Source organism: Kitasatospora sp. NPDC059812 (assembly GCF_042732075.1).
Taxonomy (GTDB): Bacteria; Actinomycetota; Actinomycetes; order Streptomycetales; family Streptomycetaceae; genus Kitasatospora.
Map to the genome: position 1 here is coordinate 60,149 of NZ_JBHWIO010000018.1, position 16,353 is coordinate 76,501.

General features: G+C 74.3%; 12 protein-coding genes. 10 read left to right on the forward strand and 2 right to left on the reverse strand.

Annotation, left to right across the window (positions count from 1 at the left end):
* Positions 1 to 139 precede the first annotated feature (139 nt).
* The gene (locus ACFV6D_RS12455; protein ID WP_380559530.1) at positions 140 to 1,546 is read left to right on the forward strand and encodes an APC family permease; all 1,407 of its coding nucleotides are present in this window, start codon (positions 140 to 142) and stop codon (positions 1,544 to 1,546) included.
* A gap of 105 nt (positions 1,547 to 1,651) precedes the next feature.
* On the opposite strand, the gene ACFV6D_RS12460 is transcribed toward ACFV6D_RS12455, so the two are convergent.
* Entirely contained in the window at positions 1,652 to 2,659 is a 1,008-nt protein-coding gene (locus ACFV6D_RS12460) for an MsnO8 family LLM class oxidoreductase (RefSeq protein WP_380559532.1), read from the reverse strand.
* Between the two features lie 96 nt (positions 2,660 to 2,755).
* Positions 2,756 to 3,955 carry a peptidoglycan-binding protein gene (locus ACFV6D_RS12465; RefSeq protein ID WP_380342479.1) on the reverse strand — a complete coding sequence of 400 codons (1,200 nt, stop codon included), beginning with the start codon at positions 3,953 to 3,955 and terminating at the stop codon, positions 2,756 to 2,758.
* A gap of 374 nt (positions 3,956 to 4,329) precedes the next feature.
* Here ACFV6D_RS12465 and ACFV6D_RS12470 point away from each other — a divergent pair, with 374 nt between their 5' ends.
* The 9 genes from ACFV6D_RS12470 to ACFV6D_RS12510 all read left to right on the forward strand — a co-directional run bounded on the left by ACFV6D_RS12470 (position 4,330) and on the right by ACFV6D_RS12510 (position 16,317).
* Complete coding sequence (locus ACFV6D_RS12470; RefSeq protein WP_380342482.1) at positions 4,330 to 5,655, forward strand: DUF6271 family protein; 1,326 nt, start codon at positions 4,330 to 4,332, stop codon at positions 5,653 to 5,655.
* Positions 5,652 to 6,155: a GNAT family N-acetyltransferase gene (locus ACFV6D_RS12475; protein ID WP_363370988.1), complete on the forward strand. Its 504-nt coding sequence runs from the start codon at positions 5,652 to 5,654 to the stop codon at positions 6,153 to 6,155. Before ACFV6D_RS12470 ends, ACFV6D_RS12475 begins: the two co-directional genes overlap by 4 nt.
* A gap of 133 nt (positions 6,156 to 6,288) precedes the next feature.
* Entirely contained in the window at positions 6,289 to 7,302 is a 1,014-nt protein-coding gene (gene adhP, locus ACFV6D_RS12480) for an alcohol dehydrogenase AdhP (protein WP_380342485.1), read from the forward strand.
* Between the two features lie 256 nt (positions 7,303 to 7,558).
* Entirely contained in the window at positions 7,559 to 8,548 is a 990-nt protein-coding gene (locus ACFV6D_RS12485; protein ID WP_380342488.1) for a hypothetical protein, read from the forward strand.
* A gap of 218 nt (positions 8,549 to 8,766) precedes the next feature.
* Positions 8,767 to 10,794, forward strand: a complete 2,028-nt coding sequence (locus ACFV6D_RS12490; RefSeq protein WP_380342491.1) for an AMP-binding protein — start codon at positions 8,767 to 8,769, stop codon at positions 10,792 to 10,794.
* Positions 10,791 to 13,190 (forward strand): FAD-dependent monooxygenase, encoded by a 2,400-nt coding sequence (locus ACFV6D_RS12495; RefSeq protein WP_380342494.1) that lies wholly within the window; start codon positions 10,791 to 10,793, stop codon positions 13,188 to 13,190. The genes ACFV6D_RS12490 and ACFV6D_RS12495 overlap by 4 nt, the downstream gene beginning before the upstream one ends.
* A gap of 17 nt (positions 13,191 to 13,207) precedes the next feature.
* The gene (locus ACFV6D_RS12500) at positions 13,208 to 14,179 is read left to right on the forward strand and encodes a carbon-nitrogen hydrolase family protein (RefSeq protein ID WP_380342497.1); all 972 of its coding nucleotides are present in this window, start codon (positions 13,208 to 13,210) and stop codon (positions 14,177 to 14,179) included.
* Positions 14,176 to 15,357 (forward strand): cupin domain-containing protein, encoded by a 1,182-nt coding sequence (locus tag ACFV6D_RS12505; protein ID WP_380559534.1) that lies wholly within the window; start codon positions 14,176 to 14,178, stop codon positions 15,355 to 15,357. The genes ACFV6D_RS12500 and ACFV6D_RS12505 overlap by 4 nt, the downstream gene beginning before the upstream one ends.
* A gap of 57 nt (positions 15,358 to 15,414) precedes the next feature.
* On the forward strand, positions 15,415 to 16,317 hold the full coding sequence (locus ACFV6D_RS12510; protein ID WP_380559536.1) for a fumarylacetoacetate hydrolase family protein: 903 nt from the start codon (positions 15,415 to 15,417) through the stop codon (positions 16,315 to 16,317).
* Positions 16,318 to 16,353 lie beyond the last annotated feature (36 nt).

A 16,353-nucleotide genomic window follows, 5' to 3' on the forward strand; every position in this document is an offset into this window, starting at 1 on the left:
TGCGGGGCGCGGGTCACGTCGTTGAGCACTGCGCGGGCGCCCCCCCCCCGCGCGCGCCCCCCCCCGCGGGGGCCGCCCCCCCCCGCCCCCCGCCACCGCAGCCGCCGGCTCCACCGGCCCCGCCCGCCTGGAAGGCGGCGTGCTCGGCACCGGCGACATCGTCTTCTTCGTCGTGGCCGCCGCCGCACCGCTGACCGTGATGGCCGGCGTGGCGCCGTTCGCGATCGCCTTCGGCGGCATCGGCACGCCCGTCGCCTACCTGGCCACCGGCGTCATCCTGGCGCTCTTCGCGGTCGGCTTCACCACCATGACCGCGCACATCCGCAACGCCGGCGCGTTCTACGCCTACGTCACCCGCGGCCTCGGCCGCCCCGCCGGGCTCGGCGCCGCGCTGCTCGCGGTGCTCTCGTACAACGCCATCCAGATCGGCATGTACGGCGCCTTCGGCTTCTTCGCCCACACCACCGCCGCCGACCTGCTCGGCCTGGACCTGCCCTGGCCGGTCTGGGCGCTGCTCGGCGTCGCGGTGGTCTGGCTCCTCGGCTACCGCTCGATAGACCTCGGCGCCAAGGTGCTCGGCGCGCTGCTGATCGCCGAGACCGGCATCCTGCTCGTGCTCGCCGTGGCGGTGCTGGTGCGCGGCGGCGCGCACGGGCTCGACCTGTCCTCGTTCGCCCCGCACAACGTGTTCTCCGGGGGCATGGGCGGGGTACTCGGGCTCTCCTTCGCCGCGTTCATCGGCTTCGAGGCCACCGCCATCTACCGCGAGGAGGCCCGCGAACCACGGCGGACGGTGCCGCGCGCCACCTACGCTGCGATCGCCTTCCTCGGCCTCTTCTACACCTTCATCACCTGGATGATCGTGCAGGCCTTCGGCGCCACCGAGGCCGTCGCGACCGCCACCGCCGACCCGGCCGGGATGTTCTTCACCGCGATGACCGACTACGTCGGCGCCTGGGCCACCGACCTCCAGCGGGTGCTGATCGTGACCAGCCTGCTCGCCGCGCTGCTCGCCTTCCACAACACCATCACCCGCTACGGCTACGCCCTCGCCACCGAGCAGGCCGCCCCGGCCGCACTCGGCCGGGTCCACCCGCGCCACGGCTCCCCGTGGATCGGCGGCATCGCGCAGTCGGTGCTGGCGGCGGTGGCCGTCGTGGTGGCGGCGCTGATCGGGGCCGACCCGTACAACCAGTTCTTCCTCTGGGTGAACTCCCCCGGCGTGGTCGGCATCCTGGTGCTGCAGGCACTCGCCGGGCTGTCCGTGTACGCCTTCTTCCGCCGCAATCGCGAGGCGGCCGCGAGCGCCGGGGTGTTCCGGACGGTCGTGGCGCCGGTCGCCGCCACCGTGCTGCTGTGCGGGGCGACGGCGCTGGTGGTGTGGCGGCTCGACCTGTTCACCAATGCCGGGCCGGAGGTCAACTGGCCGCTGGTGGCGATCGTGCCGGTCGTGTTCCTGACGGGCGTCGCCATCGCGCTGCGGCTGCGGGCGCGGCGGCCCGAGGTGTACGCCCGGCTCGGGACGTCGGAGGTCGACGCGGGCTGAGCGGGGCGGCGCCGCCGCAGGGCCGGCCCACCGCCTCAGGCCTGGCCCGACCGCCGCACACCCGGCCGGCGCACACCCGACCACCGCACACCCGGCCGGCGGCCTTCAGGCCTGGCCGACCGCCTCGGCGAGCAGCCGGTAGGAGTCGAGGAGGGCGGCGCGGTCGTAGGTGCTGGTGGTGACCAGGAACTCGTCCGCGCCGCTGCGCGCCACCAGGGCGGCGAGTTCGGCGGCGGCCCGCCCCGGGGTGCCCGCGATGTGGCCCTTCAGCGACTGCTCGTAGGCGGCCTGCTCGCGCGGGCTCATCGGCCGGGCCAGGATCTCGGCGGCGGGCTCCAGCGGCGGGAACTCGCCGTGGGTGCGGGAGTACGCGCCGGACCACGCCTCCGGGACGAGCAGCTCCCGGGCCCGGTCGGCGCTCTCGGCGACCGCGACCGTGCCCGAGACCACCACGTACGGCTCGGCGGCCTGCGCCGAGGGGCGGAACCGGCTGCGGTAGCGGTCGATCGCCGCGAGCATCCGCTCCTCTCCCCGGGCGGCGGCGATGACCAGCGGCAGCCCGGCGTCGGCGGCCAGGTCGGCGCCCGCACCGGTGGCCAGGACGAAGGCCGGCACCCGCAGGCCCTCGGCCGGGCGGGCGTGGACGCCGGGGTGGGCCCGCTGCGAGCCGTCGAAGTAGCCGAGCAGTTCGACCAGCTGGGCGCCGAAGTCGTCCGCGGAGTCCTTCTCCCGGTCCAGCGCCCGCCGCACGCCGTCGGTGAACCCGACCGAGCGGCCGAGCCCCATGTCGATCCGGCCGGGGAAGAGCGAGGCGAGCACCCCGAACTGCTCGGCCACCACCATGGGCTGGTGGTTGGGCAGCATCACCCCGCCCGTGCCGACCCGGATCCGGGTGGTGGCCGCCGCCACCGCCGCGGCGAGCACCGTCGGCGCCGATCCCGCGACCCCGGGCACGCCGTGGTGCTCGGAGACCCAGAAGCGGTGGTACCCGAGCCGCTCGGCCTCGCGGGCGAAGGCCACCGTGTCCCGCAGCGCCTGCGCCGGCTCCTCGCCCCGTCTGGTCCGGGAGCGGTCGAGGACGGAGAGCCTGGTGATGGGCGCAGCGCTGGTCACGCGGTGGACAACGCCCGTCGCCGAGCCGGGCATTCCCCCACCGCCACGCTCCCGGTACGGACGGGCCGCCACGCCCCGGATACGGAGGGGTCCCGGTCAGTCCGTGACGGCGAAGCCCTGTGCCGCGCCCAGCCGGTGCAGCGAGTCCTGCCCGGGGATCCCGTCGGCGGCGGCGTCGGTGTACCCGCACCGGCGCTGCCACCCGGCGTAGGCGGTGACCGTCAGGCTGCCGAACGAGCCGTCCACCCAGCGCTGTTCGAGCAGCCCCTCGTCCGCGAGGGCCTGCTCGACGATCGCCACCTCGGCGCCGTACGTCCGGTGCCCCTGTTCGGCGCCGGGGTCGGTGCGGGCGGCCGCCACGATGTGCGCGAGCGACACCGTCCGGGGACCGGGCAGGTAGCCGAGCAGCCGCCGCAGCGAGCTCTCCCCCGGCACGCCGTCCGCCGCCTGGCCGGAGTAGCCCAGGCTCTGCTGGTAGTCCGCGTAGTTCTCGGTGTCCGCGTCGCTCCAGTTCGGCCCGGGGCCGGAGCGGTAGTGGGCGCCGAAGCCCTGGGCGACGAGCCCCCGGCCGACCACGGTGACCTGGTAGCCCTGGGCGCCGTAGCCGTACGGGAGGCCGTTGATGGTGGTCTGGTACCGGGCCGGGGTCGGGTCCGCCGGGGGCACCGGGGGGTGCTGCGAGGGCGAGGGGATCGGGGTGCCGGGGCCGGCCGTGAAGTCGGGCCAGGAGCCGGGGTCGGTGTGGTCGTTGAACGGGACGTGGGCGTGTGCGTACCAGCCGCCGCTGGCCTCCCACACCTGCTCGTCGCGGTGGCTGGTGAAGTCGGCCGGGCGGCCCATCGGCCAGACGTCGGGCACGCCCCAGGAGGCGATCCAGGCGTGGATCCGGTCCCAGCCCGCGCACGGGGTGTCGACCAGCCGCGCGTACACGGTGCCCTGGTAGTTGCAGTAGGGGAAGAACACCGCCTCGATCTGGATCACCACGCGCCCGGCCCGGTTGGTGCGGGTCGGGCTCGTCGTCGGGCTGAGCAGGCTCTTCGAGCGGGAGTCGGCCGGGAACAGCTGGGCGATCCGGCCGCTGAACGGGTCCCAGATGAGGTGTGGCGCGTCGCCGGCGCCGCTGCCGGTGAAGTAGCTCACCAGGTCCTCGTAGGTGCACCAGTCCTGCGGCGCGGCGGCGGTCGCGTTGCGGTCCCAGGTGATGTGGGCGATGGCCCTCGGGGGGTACTGCTGGTCGGTCGGCGCGTGGTCGCCGAGGTCGTGGATCTCGGCACCGGGCAGCCACAGGTCGGACATGCGGTCTCCTCCAGGCGGCGAACGGACGTCGTTGCGGGTATCGGCAGGTTCGCCCTCCGGATTGACCCCAACGGCGCAATACACGGCAATGAACCACCCATGCTCGCGCGCCCGTTCGGATCTGTAACGGGAATTCGTCCTCGCGTACGGACCCGGAGGCCCGCACCGCGTGCCACCGGACCCGCGCTCCGCCCTGCCCGGAAGGAAGCCCGAGAGGCTCCGGAAAGCCGTCGGGCGGGGGCGCATTCCACCCCGCCGCAGCCGCTCTGTCAATCGTTGACTTCGGAACTGGTCTAGTCCACGGTGGTGCGCGAAAAGCACTCATACCGTCATCACCGCCACGATTCTGACGAACCGACGGAGATTCCACCGTTATGCAACGAGTCTGCCTCGCCCTGCCCACCATGCGATCCTGCCCCGACACCATCGTGGAACTCGCCGAGGAAGCGGCCTACGCCGTCGCGAACTTCGACGTCGAGGTGCACCTCCTCATCCTCGACACCACCGACGCCGTCCAGTTCGCGAAGAACGCGGGCGCCGTGGCCGCCCTGGAGCCCACCCCCGGCGTGGTCGTCCACCACCTCGGCAACGCGCAGCAGCGGGAGTTCCTGCGCCGGGTCGCCGAGCGCTCCGGCGCCGCCGACCCCGGACTGCTGCTCGACATGATGCTCCCGCCGGCCGTCGCGTACGGCTCCTGCGTCAACCGGCTCTTCCTGGGCGCGGCCGCCCTGGGCTGCACCTCGGCGCACCTGCGCAACGACGACGCCGACTTCCAGGTCGTCGACGGTCGGAAGATCTTCCCGATCCACCACGAGCTGCTCTCGATCGGCCGACCGGCCGGCGAGGCGGCGGCCAGCGTGACCCGCTCCGAGCTCGACCCGGCCGACGCCGATAAGCCGGTGATGCTGGTCAGCGGCTCCTTCATCGGCGAACTCAACGTGGACATCAGCGAGATCCACGAGTTGGACCCGGACATCTACCGCGACGTGGTGCGCCTGTGGACCCCGCCGGTGTGGCCGGAGGAGGACCGGGACGCGATGGTGGACGTCTCCTTCAAGGGCGCCGGCTCCGAGCCGTTCACCACCGACGAATCCGTCCTCGGCGTGCCCGACATCTGGGACGTCTACATGTGCAACATCGCCCTGGACCACCGGGCCTACGAGGTGCTGCCGCTGCTGCCCTCGGTCAAGACCATCGGCAGCGACTACGCCCTGCTGCACGCCATGGTCCACTCCCGGCTGCCCGGCGTCGTCCACAACCGCCACATCGTCAACTACTACACGCCCGAACGCCGCATCGGCGCCGGCTTCATCTCCTACCAGATGCGGTTCGTCAAGTTCCTGCTCTCGATGCTGTACCTGTACCCGGTCTACGGCGGGATGATCGACCTCGGCCGCGAGCTACTGGACGAGCGGCACGGGCTGAAGATCGAGCCGATCCTCGACCTGGTGCGGGGCAGCGTCGACTGGGACCGGGCCGGGAACGAGCACTGCCTGGACGTCCTGGACCGCTCCTACCGCAAGCTGGGCGGCAAGTACACCGAGCTCGCCGACGCGGTGGCCGAGCAGCGCCAGCAGCTCCTGGACGAGGCGCAGGAGGACGCCGAGCGCTGGGCGGTGCTGATGGGAGCCTGGGCGGCGCTGGTGGCCGCCTCCCGCGCGGAAGGGCTCGGCACCGCCTCGGAGGTCGCGGCCGGGTGAGCGAGGACCTCCGGATCCGGCTCCTGGCCGACGGCGACTGGGACGCCGTGGTCGCACTGGAGCACGACGCCTACGCGGCCGACGGCCTGTCGGAGGGCCGGGAGGCGCTGCAGTCCCGCGCCCTCGCCTCGCCGCGGACCTGCTTCGTGCTGGAGCAGGACGGCACCGTCCGCGGCTACCTGCTGAGCCTGCCGTACCCGCCGCTGCGCTGCCCGAGCCTCGACCGGCCGGAGGAGGCGGTGTTCGCGTCGGACAACCTGCACGTGCACGACCTGGTGATCGCCGAGGACCTGCGCGGCCGGGAGGTCGCGCTGGGGTTCATCCGGCACTTCCGGGAGCAGGCGTCCGAGCAGGGCTTCGAGCGGATCTCCATGGTCGCGGTCCGCGGCACCGACATCCTGCTGCGGCTGCTCGGCTACCGCGCCCACCGCGAGGTGACGGTGCCGGCCTGCTACGGCAAGCGCGCCGTCTACATGTCGATGCCGGTGGCGGCCGGCTGACCTTCACTCGTCCACTCGTCCGCTCGTCCACTCGTCCGGAGTAGTCCGGGCTGCGGCACTCACCCCGTCGAGTGATGCTGCTGACGGCTGCGCCCAGCCGCCAGCAGCATCACCACCGACCGAGGGAGAGCGCATGAAGGCCGCCGTCGTCCACGACTTCACCGCGCCGCTGGTCATCGAGGACCGCCCAGTCCCCGAGCCTGCGGCGCACCAGGTCCGGGTCAGGATCGAGGCGTCCGGCCTCTGCCACACCGACATCCACGCCGCCCACGGCGACTGGCCGGTCAAGCCGAACCCGCCGTTCGTGCCCGGCCACGAGGGCGTGGGGATCGTCGAGGCGGTCGGCGAGGAGGTGCGCAACGTCCGGGTCGGCGAACGGGTCGCCATCCCCTGGCTGGCCGACGCCTGCGGGCGCTGCGACCAGTGCGTCTCCGGCTGGGAGACGCTCTGCCTCCAGCAGCACAACAGCGGCTACTCGGTGGACGGCGCCTACGCCGAGTACGCGCTGGCGCACGGCGACTACGTGGTGCCCGTCCCCGACGGCCTCGACCCGCTCGACGCCGCGCCGCTGTCCTGCGCGGGCGTCACCACCTACAAGGCGCTCAAGGTCTCCGGCGCCCGCCCGGGCACCCGGGTCCTGGTCTCCGGCATCGGCGGGCTCGGCCACCTGGCGCTCCAGTACGCGCGGATCTTCGGCGCCGAGACCATCGCGGTCGACGTCACCGACGACAAGCTCGCCCTGGCCCGCGAACTCGGCGCCGACCACGTCCTCGACGCCCGCACCCAGGACGTCGCGGCCGAGGTCCAGGCGCTCGGCGGCGCCCACGCGGCCATCGCCCTCGCCGTCAGCAACGCCTCCTTCCAGGCCGCTTACGGGGCCCTGCGGCGCGGCGGCACGCTCGTGCTGGTGGCACTCCCGGCCGGCGGGAAGCTCGAACTGCCGGTGTTCGAGACCGTGTTGAACGGCACCAGGGTGATCGGCTCGATCGTCGGCACCCGCCAGGACCTCGCCGAGGTCTTCCGCCTGCACGCCCTCGGCCGCACCCGCGTCATTCTTGAGCCCCGCCGCCTGGAGGAGGTGAACGCCTGCTTCGACGAGGTGCTGGGCGGCAAGGTCTCCGCCCGTCTGGTCTTCGACCTGCGCTGAGCGGCCTGCGCTGAGCACGGCCCCGGCCGAGCAGGTGCGCCTGGCATCCGTCCGCCCCCCCCTTGTCAGGACACAACTCGCGGCCGATCCGCCCCCTCGGCCGGCCCGTTCGGGTACCAGTGGCCCCCGGGTCACGCCCGCCCCGCGTCCGTCCGGGCCCGGTTGCAGTTCCGTCTCCGTTCCGTCCGGTGGGGGGCACGGCGCCGTCCGGTCCGGGATCGTGGGGGCAACGACTCGTGGGGCGGGGGGAGTTGCCATGGGGGACGGCCAGGACTTGGTGCCCGTGGTGGTGGGCGTGCTGATACGGGCGGCCGAGGGGGTGGCAGGCGGCCCGGGGCGGGCGGTCGCGGATCTGGTGCGGGCGCGGCTGCGGGCCACGCCGGAGGGCGCCCGGGCCGTGGACGCGGTCGACGCGAGCCCGGGGGATGCCCGGGCGCGGGCCGGGCTGACCGCCGCCGTCGGCGAACTGCTCACCTCGGACCCGGCGTTCGCCCGGTACCTGGCCACCACCGAACTCGGCCGGCCCGCCGACCCGCCGACCGTCCACCTCCGGGTCGATCCGGCCGTCGCCGGGGCCCAGGCCCGGGCCGCCCGGATCGGCGCCGCCCCCGTCCTCGTCACGCTGGCGCTGATCGTGGTCGCCGCCCTGGTCGCCGTCGGGATCAACCTGGGCTCGCGCCCGCTGCTGCGGCCGGGCGGGCCCGACCTGGCCCACGCCGGGCGGACGCTGCGCGACCCCGCCCAGGTGCAGGGTGTACTGCCCGATCTGCGGGCCATGCCGGGCGGCTGGCAGGTGGAGAGCGGCCCGCAGTCGGGAGCGGGCCCGGGCGAGGACGTGCCCTGTCTGCTCCCGGACGCCTGCGACCAGCAACTCGCGTACGCCACCGTGACGTTCCGTGCCGTGACCACGCACAGCGCACAGTTCACCGTGGTCACCTTCGCCTCCGCCGACGCCGCCGGCCGGGCCTTCGAGGCGATGCTCGCCCACGTCGGCGGCGCCGACGCGGCCGCCGCCGTCCCCCTCCCCTCGATCGGCGACCAGCGGGCCGCCCGGACGCACGGCGCGGAAGGGGCGGAGGCCCTGGTGCGGGTCGGCACCACGCTGCTGTACGTCCGCGATTCGGGCCCGGGCGCCGACGCCGCCATGCCGGTACTGGTTCTGTTCGCCCGCCTGCTGGCCGAACGCGCCCAGCAGGCCGAGGACGGCCGCGAGCCCGACGCCGCCGCCCAGGGGGCCACCGCCTGACCCGGCCGCACCCCCGCCTGCCGCAGCCCCTACCCAACCCGCCGCACCCCGACCGCACCGGTCGCCGGGTGCGGCTGCCGTTGCGCCGGGACACCGGTGGGGCCACCGGTGAGGCCGCGCGACGCCCGCTCCCCCGAATGCATGTATCGCTCTCTTGACTGGCGTCACCAACACGCCATACTGGCCTCACTCCCGCTCGCACGATGAGGTGCCCGCCCATGGAGCTATCCCCCTCCGCGCACGTGGACACGTTCTGCCGCGACCATCTCCCGCCCTTCGACCAGTGGCCCGAACTCCTCTTCGACATACCGGAGTTGGCCTATCCGGACCGACTGAACTGCGCCCAGGCGCTGCTCGACGCAACGATCACCCGGTACGGCCCCGACCGCCGCTGCCTGCTCACCCCGACCGGCCAGTGGACCTACGGCGAACTGCGCGACCACGCCGACCGGGTGGCCCGGCTGCTGACCGAGGACCTCGGCCTGGCCACCGGCAACCGGGTGCTGCTCCGCGGCCCCAACACCCCCTGGCTGGTGGCCTGCTGGCTCGGCGTCCTGAAGGCCGGCGGCGTGGCCGTCAGCACCATGCCGCTGCTGCGGGCCGCCGAACTGACCGGACTGCACCGGATCGCCCGGCCCGCCATCGCCCTGTGCGACCACCGCTACCTGGACGACCTCGCCCGCGCCGAGACACCCGGCCTGCGGGTGCTCCCCTTCGGCGGGCCCGGCCCCCAGGACCTGACCGCCCGCTGCGCCGCCAAGAGCGGCGGCTTCACCGCCGTCCCGACCGCCGCCGACGACGTCGCGCTGATCGCCTTCACCTCCGGAACCACCGGACGGCCCAAGGCCACCCTGCACTTCCACCGCGACGTGCTCGCCAACGCCGACACCTTCTCCCGCCACCTCCTGCGCCCCACCCCCGACGACCTGTTCGCCGGCACCCCGCCGCTCGCCTTCACCTTCGGGCTCGGCGGCCTGGTGGTCTTCCCGCTGCGCGCCGGCGCCGCCAGCCTGCTGCTGGAGCAGGCCACCCCCGAGCAGCTCGCCGAGCAGGTCCACCGGCACCGGGTCGGCGTGCTGTTCACCGCTCCGACCGCCTACCGGGCGATCCTGGCCGCCGGGCTCGCCGACCGCCTGTCCGGCGTACGGCGCTGCGTCTCGGCCGGCGAGCACCTGCCCGCCGCCCTCTGGGAGTCCTTCCACGCGGCCACCGGGCAGCGGCTGATCGACGGCCTCGGCGCCACCGAGCTGCTGCACGTGTTCATCTCCGCCGCCGACGGCGACATCCGCCCCGGCGCGACCGGCCGCCCCGTCCCCGGCTACCGGGCCACCGTCCTCGACGAGCAGGGCCGGCCGGTGCCGGACGGCGTGCCCGGCCTGCTCGCCGTCAAGGGCCCGACCGGCTGCCGCTACCTGGACGACGAGCGCCAGCGCGACTACGTCCGCAACGGCTGGAACCTCACCGGCGACACCTACCTCCGCGACCGGGACGGCTACTTCTGGTACCAGGCGCGCAACGACGACATGATCGTCTCGGCCGGCTACAACATCGCCGGCCCCGAGGTCGAGCAGGCCCTCGCCGCCCACCCCGACGTCGCCGACTGCGCGGTGGTCGGGGCGCCGGACGAACGGCGCGGCACGGTGGTGAAGGCCTACGTGGTGCTGCGCGAGGGCGCGCCCGCCGGGCCGGAGCAGGTGCGGAGCCTCCAGGAGCACGTCAAACGGACCATCGCCCCGTACAAGTACCCGCGCACGGTCGAGTTCGTCACCCGGCTGCCGCGCACCGCCACCGGCAAGCTGCACCGCGCCGAACTGCGCCGGCGGGCCGCGACCGCCCCGGCCAGCGTGGCGATCGAGCGCCGGGTCGAGTGGTCCGACACCGACGCCGCCGGGCACTACCACTTCTCGGCCGTCCAGCGCTGGGCCGAGGCCGCGGAGGCGGCGCTGCTGCGCCGGCTGGGCCTGGCCGAGCTGTTCGGGCGGATCCCCCGGGTGCACTTCGAGGCCGACTACCGCGAGCGGCTCTGGTTCGGCGACCTGGTCCGCACCGAGCTGCGGGTGGTCCGGGTCGGCGGCTCCTCGCTGCACTACGCCTTCGAGGTGCACGGCCCGCAGGGCCTGGCCGCGTCCGGGCGGATGTCGGTGGTGCACGCCGCGCCGAACGCCAAGGGCGCCGAGCCCTGGCCCGCGCCGGTGCGCCGCGCGCTGGCCGAGGCCGGACCGCAACAGCCGGAGGTGGTGCGGTGACCACCGCGGCCCGCACCACCACACCCGCCGCCGCCCGCACCAGCGCGGCCCGCCGCATCGCGGTGATCGGCGCCGGTCCGGGCGGGCTCTACTTCGCCGCACTCGCCAAGCGGTTGGCACCGCACCGGGAGATCACCGTCTTCGAACGCGACGGCCGACAGGACGAGTTCGGCTTCGGCGTGGTGTTCTCCGACGAGACGCTGGACGGCATCGCCCAGGCCGACCCGGAGGTCTTCGCCGCGATCGGCGCCGAGTTCGCCCGCTGGAGCGACATCGACGTGCGCTACGCGGGCGAGGTCCGCACCTGCGGCGGGCACGGCTTCGCGGCACTCGACCGCAACCGGCTGCGCGCGATCCTGCAACGGCGCTGCGAGCAGCTCGCGGTGGACGTGCGCTACCGCGCCCCCGCCCCTCCGGTCGACCGGCTCGCCACCGAGTACGACCTGGTGGTCGCCGCCGACGGCATCCACTCGGGCACCCGCGCGGCCTACGCCGACACCTTCCGGCCCGACCTGGACGAGCGGCACTGCCGCTACATCTGGCTCGCCACCGACAAGGTCTTCGAGGCCTTCACCTTCATCGTCGAGCGGTTCGACTTCGGCACCCTCCAGGTGCACGCCTACCCGTACAGCGCGACCCGCTCCACCTTCATCGTGGAGATCGCCGAAGACGCCTGGCGCCGGGCCGGGTTCGACGCCCTCGCCGCCCGGGAGCCGGCCCGCGGCGAGAGCGACGAGGCCAGCGTGCGGCGCTGCGCGGACCTGCTCGCCGGACACCTGGACGGCCACCGGCTGATCCCGAACGCCTCCCGCTGGATCAGCTTCACCACCGTGCGCAACGCCCGCTGGCGCCACCGCAACGTGGTGCTGCTCGGCGACGCGGCGCACTCCGCGCACTTCTCGATCGGCTCGGGCACCAAGCTCGCCCTGGAGGACGCCCTCGCGCTCGCCGCGAGCCTGCACGAACAACCGGCGCTGGAGCAGGCGTTGGCCGCCTACGAGGCGGAGCGGCGCCCGGTGGTGGAGTCCACCCAGCGGGCCGCGCAGGCGAGCCTGGAGTGGTTCGAGACGGTGGAGCGGCGCACCGGGCAGGGCGCCGACCGGTTCGTGTTCAACCTGCTCACCCGCAGCCGCCGGGTCACCTACGGCAACCTGCGGGCCCGCGACCCCGGCTTCGTCGACGCGGTGGACGCCGCCGCCGGCGGCCCGCCCGGAGTGCCGCCGATGTTCCGGCCGCTGAAGCTCGGCGCCCTGGAGCTGCGCAACCGCGTCGTGGTGCCCCCGCTCGCCACCTTCACCTCCACCGACACCCTGCCCAGCGGCTTCGACCGGGCCCAGCTGACCGCGCACGCGCTCGGCGGCGCCGGGCTGGTCCTCACCGGGATGGCCGCCGTCAGCCCCGGGGGCCGGGCCACCGACCGCTGCCCGGGGCTGTGGAACGACCGCCAGGAGACGGCCTGGCGCGAACTCGTCGACGCCGTCCGCGCGGTGAGCGACACCCCGGTCGGCCTCCAGCTGACCCACGCCGGCCGCCGGGGCGCCACCGCCGCACCCGGCCCGGACGGGATCGGGCGCCCGCTCGCCGACGGCTGGCCGCTGCTCGCCGCCTCCCCGCTCCCCTGGGGCCCGGACAGCCCTGCCCCGAACGCGGCCACCGCCGCCCAACTGGCCACCGTGGTCGCGGACTTCGCCGAGGCGGCGGAACGCGCGGCGCGGGCCGGCTTCGACGCGCTGGAGCTGCAGTTCGGCCACGGCCACCTGGTCTCCGGCTTCCTCTCACCGCTGACCAACCACCGCACCGACCGCTACGGCGGCCGACTCGCGCACCGGCTGCGGCTGCCGCTGGAGGTGCTGGCGGCCGTCCGCGCGCTCTGGCCGGCCGGGCGGCCGCTGCTGGTGCGGATCTCGGCCTGCGACTGGGCGCCCGGCGGCACCACCGCACCGGAGGCCGTCACGATCGGCCGCGCGCTGGCCGACGGCGGGGCGGACGCGGTGGACGTGTCCACCGGCGAGGTGGTCGCCCACCAGCGGCCGCCGTACGGCCGCGGCTACCAGACGCCGTTCGCCGAGCTGATCCGCGCCGCCACCGGCCTGCCGACCATCGCGGTCGGCGCGATCTCCGGGCACGACGACGCCAACTCCGTGCTGCTGGCCGGGCGGGCCGACCTGGTCGCGATCGGGCGGGCCCAGCTGTACGACCCGCTCTGGACGCTGCACGCCGCCGCCGAGCAGGGCTACACCGGGCCGGGCGCGCACTGGCCCGGCCCCTGGTCGGCGGGCAGCCGCAGACCGCCGGGCCCGAACGCCGACCGGGTCGCACCGCGCCTGCACCTGCCGGCCGAGCCCGCCGCGCCGGTGCACCGCCGCTGGCCGCCGCCCACCCCCGAACCGCGCTGAGCAGCCGAGGAGGAACCATGCCCGACCTGCCCCGCTTCACCGCCGCGGCCGTCCAGGCCGCCCCCGTCTACCTGGACCCGGCCGCCACCGTCGACAAGGCCGTCGCCCTGATCCACGAGGCGGCCCGCCACGGCGCCGCCCTGGTGGTCTTCCCCGAGGTCTTCGTCCCCGGCTACCCGTACTGGAACTGGACGATGAACCCGGTGCAGGGCTCGCCCTGGTACGAGCGCCTCTACCGCGCCGCCGTCGACGTCCCCGGCCCGTACGTGGACACGCTGCGCGCCGCCGCCCGGCAGGCCGGCGTGGTGCTGGTGATCGGCGTCAACGAACGCGGCCGGCACAGCCTCGGGGTGCTCTACAACACCCTGCTGATCATCGGCGCGGACGGCGAACTCCTCGATGTGCACCGCAAGTTGGTGCCGACCTGGGCCGAGAAGCTGACCTGGACGCCCGGCGACGGCAGCTCCCTGCGGGTGCACCGCACGGCCGTCGGCCCGCTCGGCGCGCTGGCCTGCGGCGAGAACACCAACACCCTGGCCCGCTTCACCCTGCTGGCCCAGGGCGAACTCGTCCACGCCGCCAGCTACATCGCCCTGCCGGTGGCCCCCGAGGACTACGACATGGCGGAGGCGATCGCGCTGCGCGCCGCCGCGCACTGCTTCGAGGGCAAGCTGTTCACCGTGGTCTCCTGCTCCACCATCTCGCCCGAGATGGTGGACCTGATCGCCGGTGACGACCACCAGGTGCGCAAGCAACTCGCCCGCCCGCGCAGCGCGTTGTCCGGAATCTTCGGCCCCGACGGACGCCCGGTGGGCGAGCCGCTGGTGGACGAGGAGGGCATCGTCTACGCCGAGATCGACCTCGGCCGGTGCATCCAGCCCAAGCAGATGCACGACATCGTCGGCCACTACAACCGCTTCGACGTCTTCCGGCTGCACGTGGACAACCGCCCGCTGCGGCCGCTGGTGTTCCCGGAGGAGCAGGCATGACCAGCCACGACGGCACGACCGACCGCCACGGCACCACCGACCCCCACGACACCACCGACCAGGGGCGCACGGCCGACCACGACGACGACCAGCTCGGCCGCGCCAGAGTCACCGACAGCCCCGAACTCACCGCCTACTACGAGGAACTGGCCGAACACGAGGCCGGCGCCCTGTGGACGGTGGCGAACGAGATCGAGCCCTGGTACCCGCAGCCCAAGTCGGTGCCGGTGCTCTGGCGCTACGCCGACCTGCGCCCGCTGGTCCGCAAGGCGCTGCCGCTGGTCAAGGCCGACGACGCCGGCCGCCGGGTGGTGATGCTGGTCAACCCCGGGCGCCGCGAACTGAGCGCCGCCGTCGGCCTGCTGTACACCGGCCTCCAGATCATGGGCCCCGGCGAGGCGATGACCGCGCACCGCCACCAGGCCGCCGCCCTGCGCTTCGTCCACGAGGGCACCGGCGCCTGGACGGTCGTGGACGGCCAGAAGCTCAAGGTCGGCCCGCGCGACTTCGCCATCACGCCCAACAACTCCTGGCACGAGCACGGCAACGAGTCCGACGACGCCCCGGTGATCTGGCAGGACGGCCTGGACATCCCGCTGGTCAACATGCTCGACGCGAACTTCTACGAGGTCCACCCGGAGCTCTACCAGCGGCCCGGCCCGGTGGTGAACTCCTCGCTGCTGAGCTACGGCGGCAACCTCCTCCCGTACGGCGTCGAGACCTGGAGCAGGCCCTACTCCCCCCTGCTCGGCTGGCCCTGGGAGCCCAGCTACCACGCGCTGCGCCAACTCGCCCGCGCCACCGGGGGATCGCCGTACGACGGCGTCATCATGGAGTACACCAACCCGGTCACCGGCGGCCCGGTGATGCCGACCATGGCCGCCCACCTGCAACTGCTGCGCCCCGGCCAGGCCACCCGCGCCCACCGCCACACCGGCTCGGTGGTCTACACGGCGGCCAAGGGGCGGGGCGTCTCGGTGATCGCCGGGCGGCGCTTCGAGTGGCAGCAGGGCGACGTCTTCGTCGTCCCGTCCTGGGCCTGGCACGAGCACTCGAACCTCGACCCCGGCGAGGACGCCTGCCTGTTCTCCTTCAACGACTTCCCGGTGATGCACTCGCTCGGCCTCTACCGCGAGGAGGCATACCCGGAGCACGACGGGCACCAGGGCCCGGCCTGACCCACCGGACCCGCACCCCGGCCCACCATCGCCCGGCACCCCCAAGGAGCCCCGACCATGCACCTGTTGACCTATTGCACGGACGGCGACGAGACCCCGCGCCTCGGCGCCCGGCTCGGCGACCAGGTCGCCGACCTGACCGCCCTCGCCACCGCCGCCGGTGCCCGACTGCCCGACGGCCTGCTCGGCCTGGTCCGGGCCGGCGAGGCCGCGCTGACCACCGCCCGCACGCTGCTGGCCCAAGCCGGTCCCGGCCACCCCGCCGTCCGCCCGCTCGCCGAGGTGTCGCTGCGCGCGCCCCTGCGGCCCGGCAAGATCGTCGGCGTCGGCCTCAACTACGTGGAGCACGTCGCCGAATCGCACCGCACCCTGGACACCGAACGCGAACTGCCCGACCGGCCGGTGCTGTTCAGCAAGCCCGCGACCGCCGTCACCGGCCCGGGCCAGCCCATCCGGCACAACGCCGACCTGACCAAGCAGCTCGACTGGGAGTGCGAACTCGCCGTGGTGATCGGCGAACCGGCCTTCCGGGTGGCCGAGCAGGACGCCTGGCGGCACGTCTTCGGCTACAGCATCGTCAACGACGTCAGCGCCCGCGACCAGCGCCGCTCCGGGCAGTGGTTCTTCTCCAAAGGGCAGGACAGCTACGCACCGTTCGGCCCGGTCGTGGTCACCGCCGACGAGATCCCCGACCCGCAGGACCTCGACCTCTCGCTCAGGGTCAACGGCGAGCTGCGGCAGGACTCCAACACCCGCCACATGCTGTTCGGCATCGCCCGGCTGATCGCCGACATCTCCTCCGGTGTCACCCTCGAACCGGGCGACGTGATCGCCACCGGCTCCCCGTCCGGCGTCGGCGCCGGCCTGGTGCCGCCGCAGTTCCTCCAGCCCGGCGACCTGGTCGAGGCCACCATCGAGCGGATCGGCACCCTCGCCAACCCGGTGGTCGACGCCCGCTGAGCGGAGCACCCCACCCCGGCCAGCTCCCGAGAGGAG

Coding starts and splice junctions, on each gene's coding strand:
- ACFV6D_RS12465 (WP_380342479.1), bottom strand. CDS start 3,955: ATGTCCGACCTGTGGCTGCCCGGTGCCGAGATCCACGACCTCGGCGAC.
- ACFV6D_RS12470 (WP_380342482.1), top strand. CDS start 4,330: ATGCAACGAGTCTGCCTCGCCCTGCCCACCATGCGATCCTGCCCCGAC.
- adhP (WP_380342485.1), top strand. CDS start 6,289: ATGAAGGCCGCCGTCGTCCACGACTTCACCGCGCCGCTGGTCATCGAG.
- ACFV6D_RS12485 (WP_380342488.1), top strand. CDS start 7,559: ATGGGGGACGGCCAGGACTTGGTGCCCGTGGTGGTGGGCGTGCTGATA.
- ACFV6D_RS12490 (WP_380342491.1), top strand. CDS start 8,767: ATGGAGCTATCCCCCTCCGCGCACGTGGACACGTTCTGCCGCGACCAT.
- ACFV6D_RS12500 (WP_380342497.1), top strand. CDS start 13,208: ATGCCCGACCTGCCCCGCTTCACCGCCGCGGCCGTCCAGGCCGCCCCC.
- ACFV6D_RS12505 (WP_380559534.1), top strand. CDS start 14,176: ATGACCAGCCACGACGGCACGACCGACCGCCACGGCACCACCGACCCC.
- ACFV6D_RS12510 (WP_380559536.1), top strand. CDS start 15,415: ATGCACCTGTTGACCTATTGCACGGACGGCGACGAGACCCCGCGCCTC.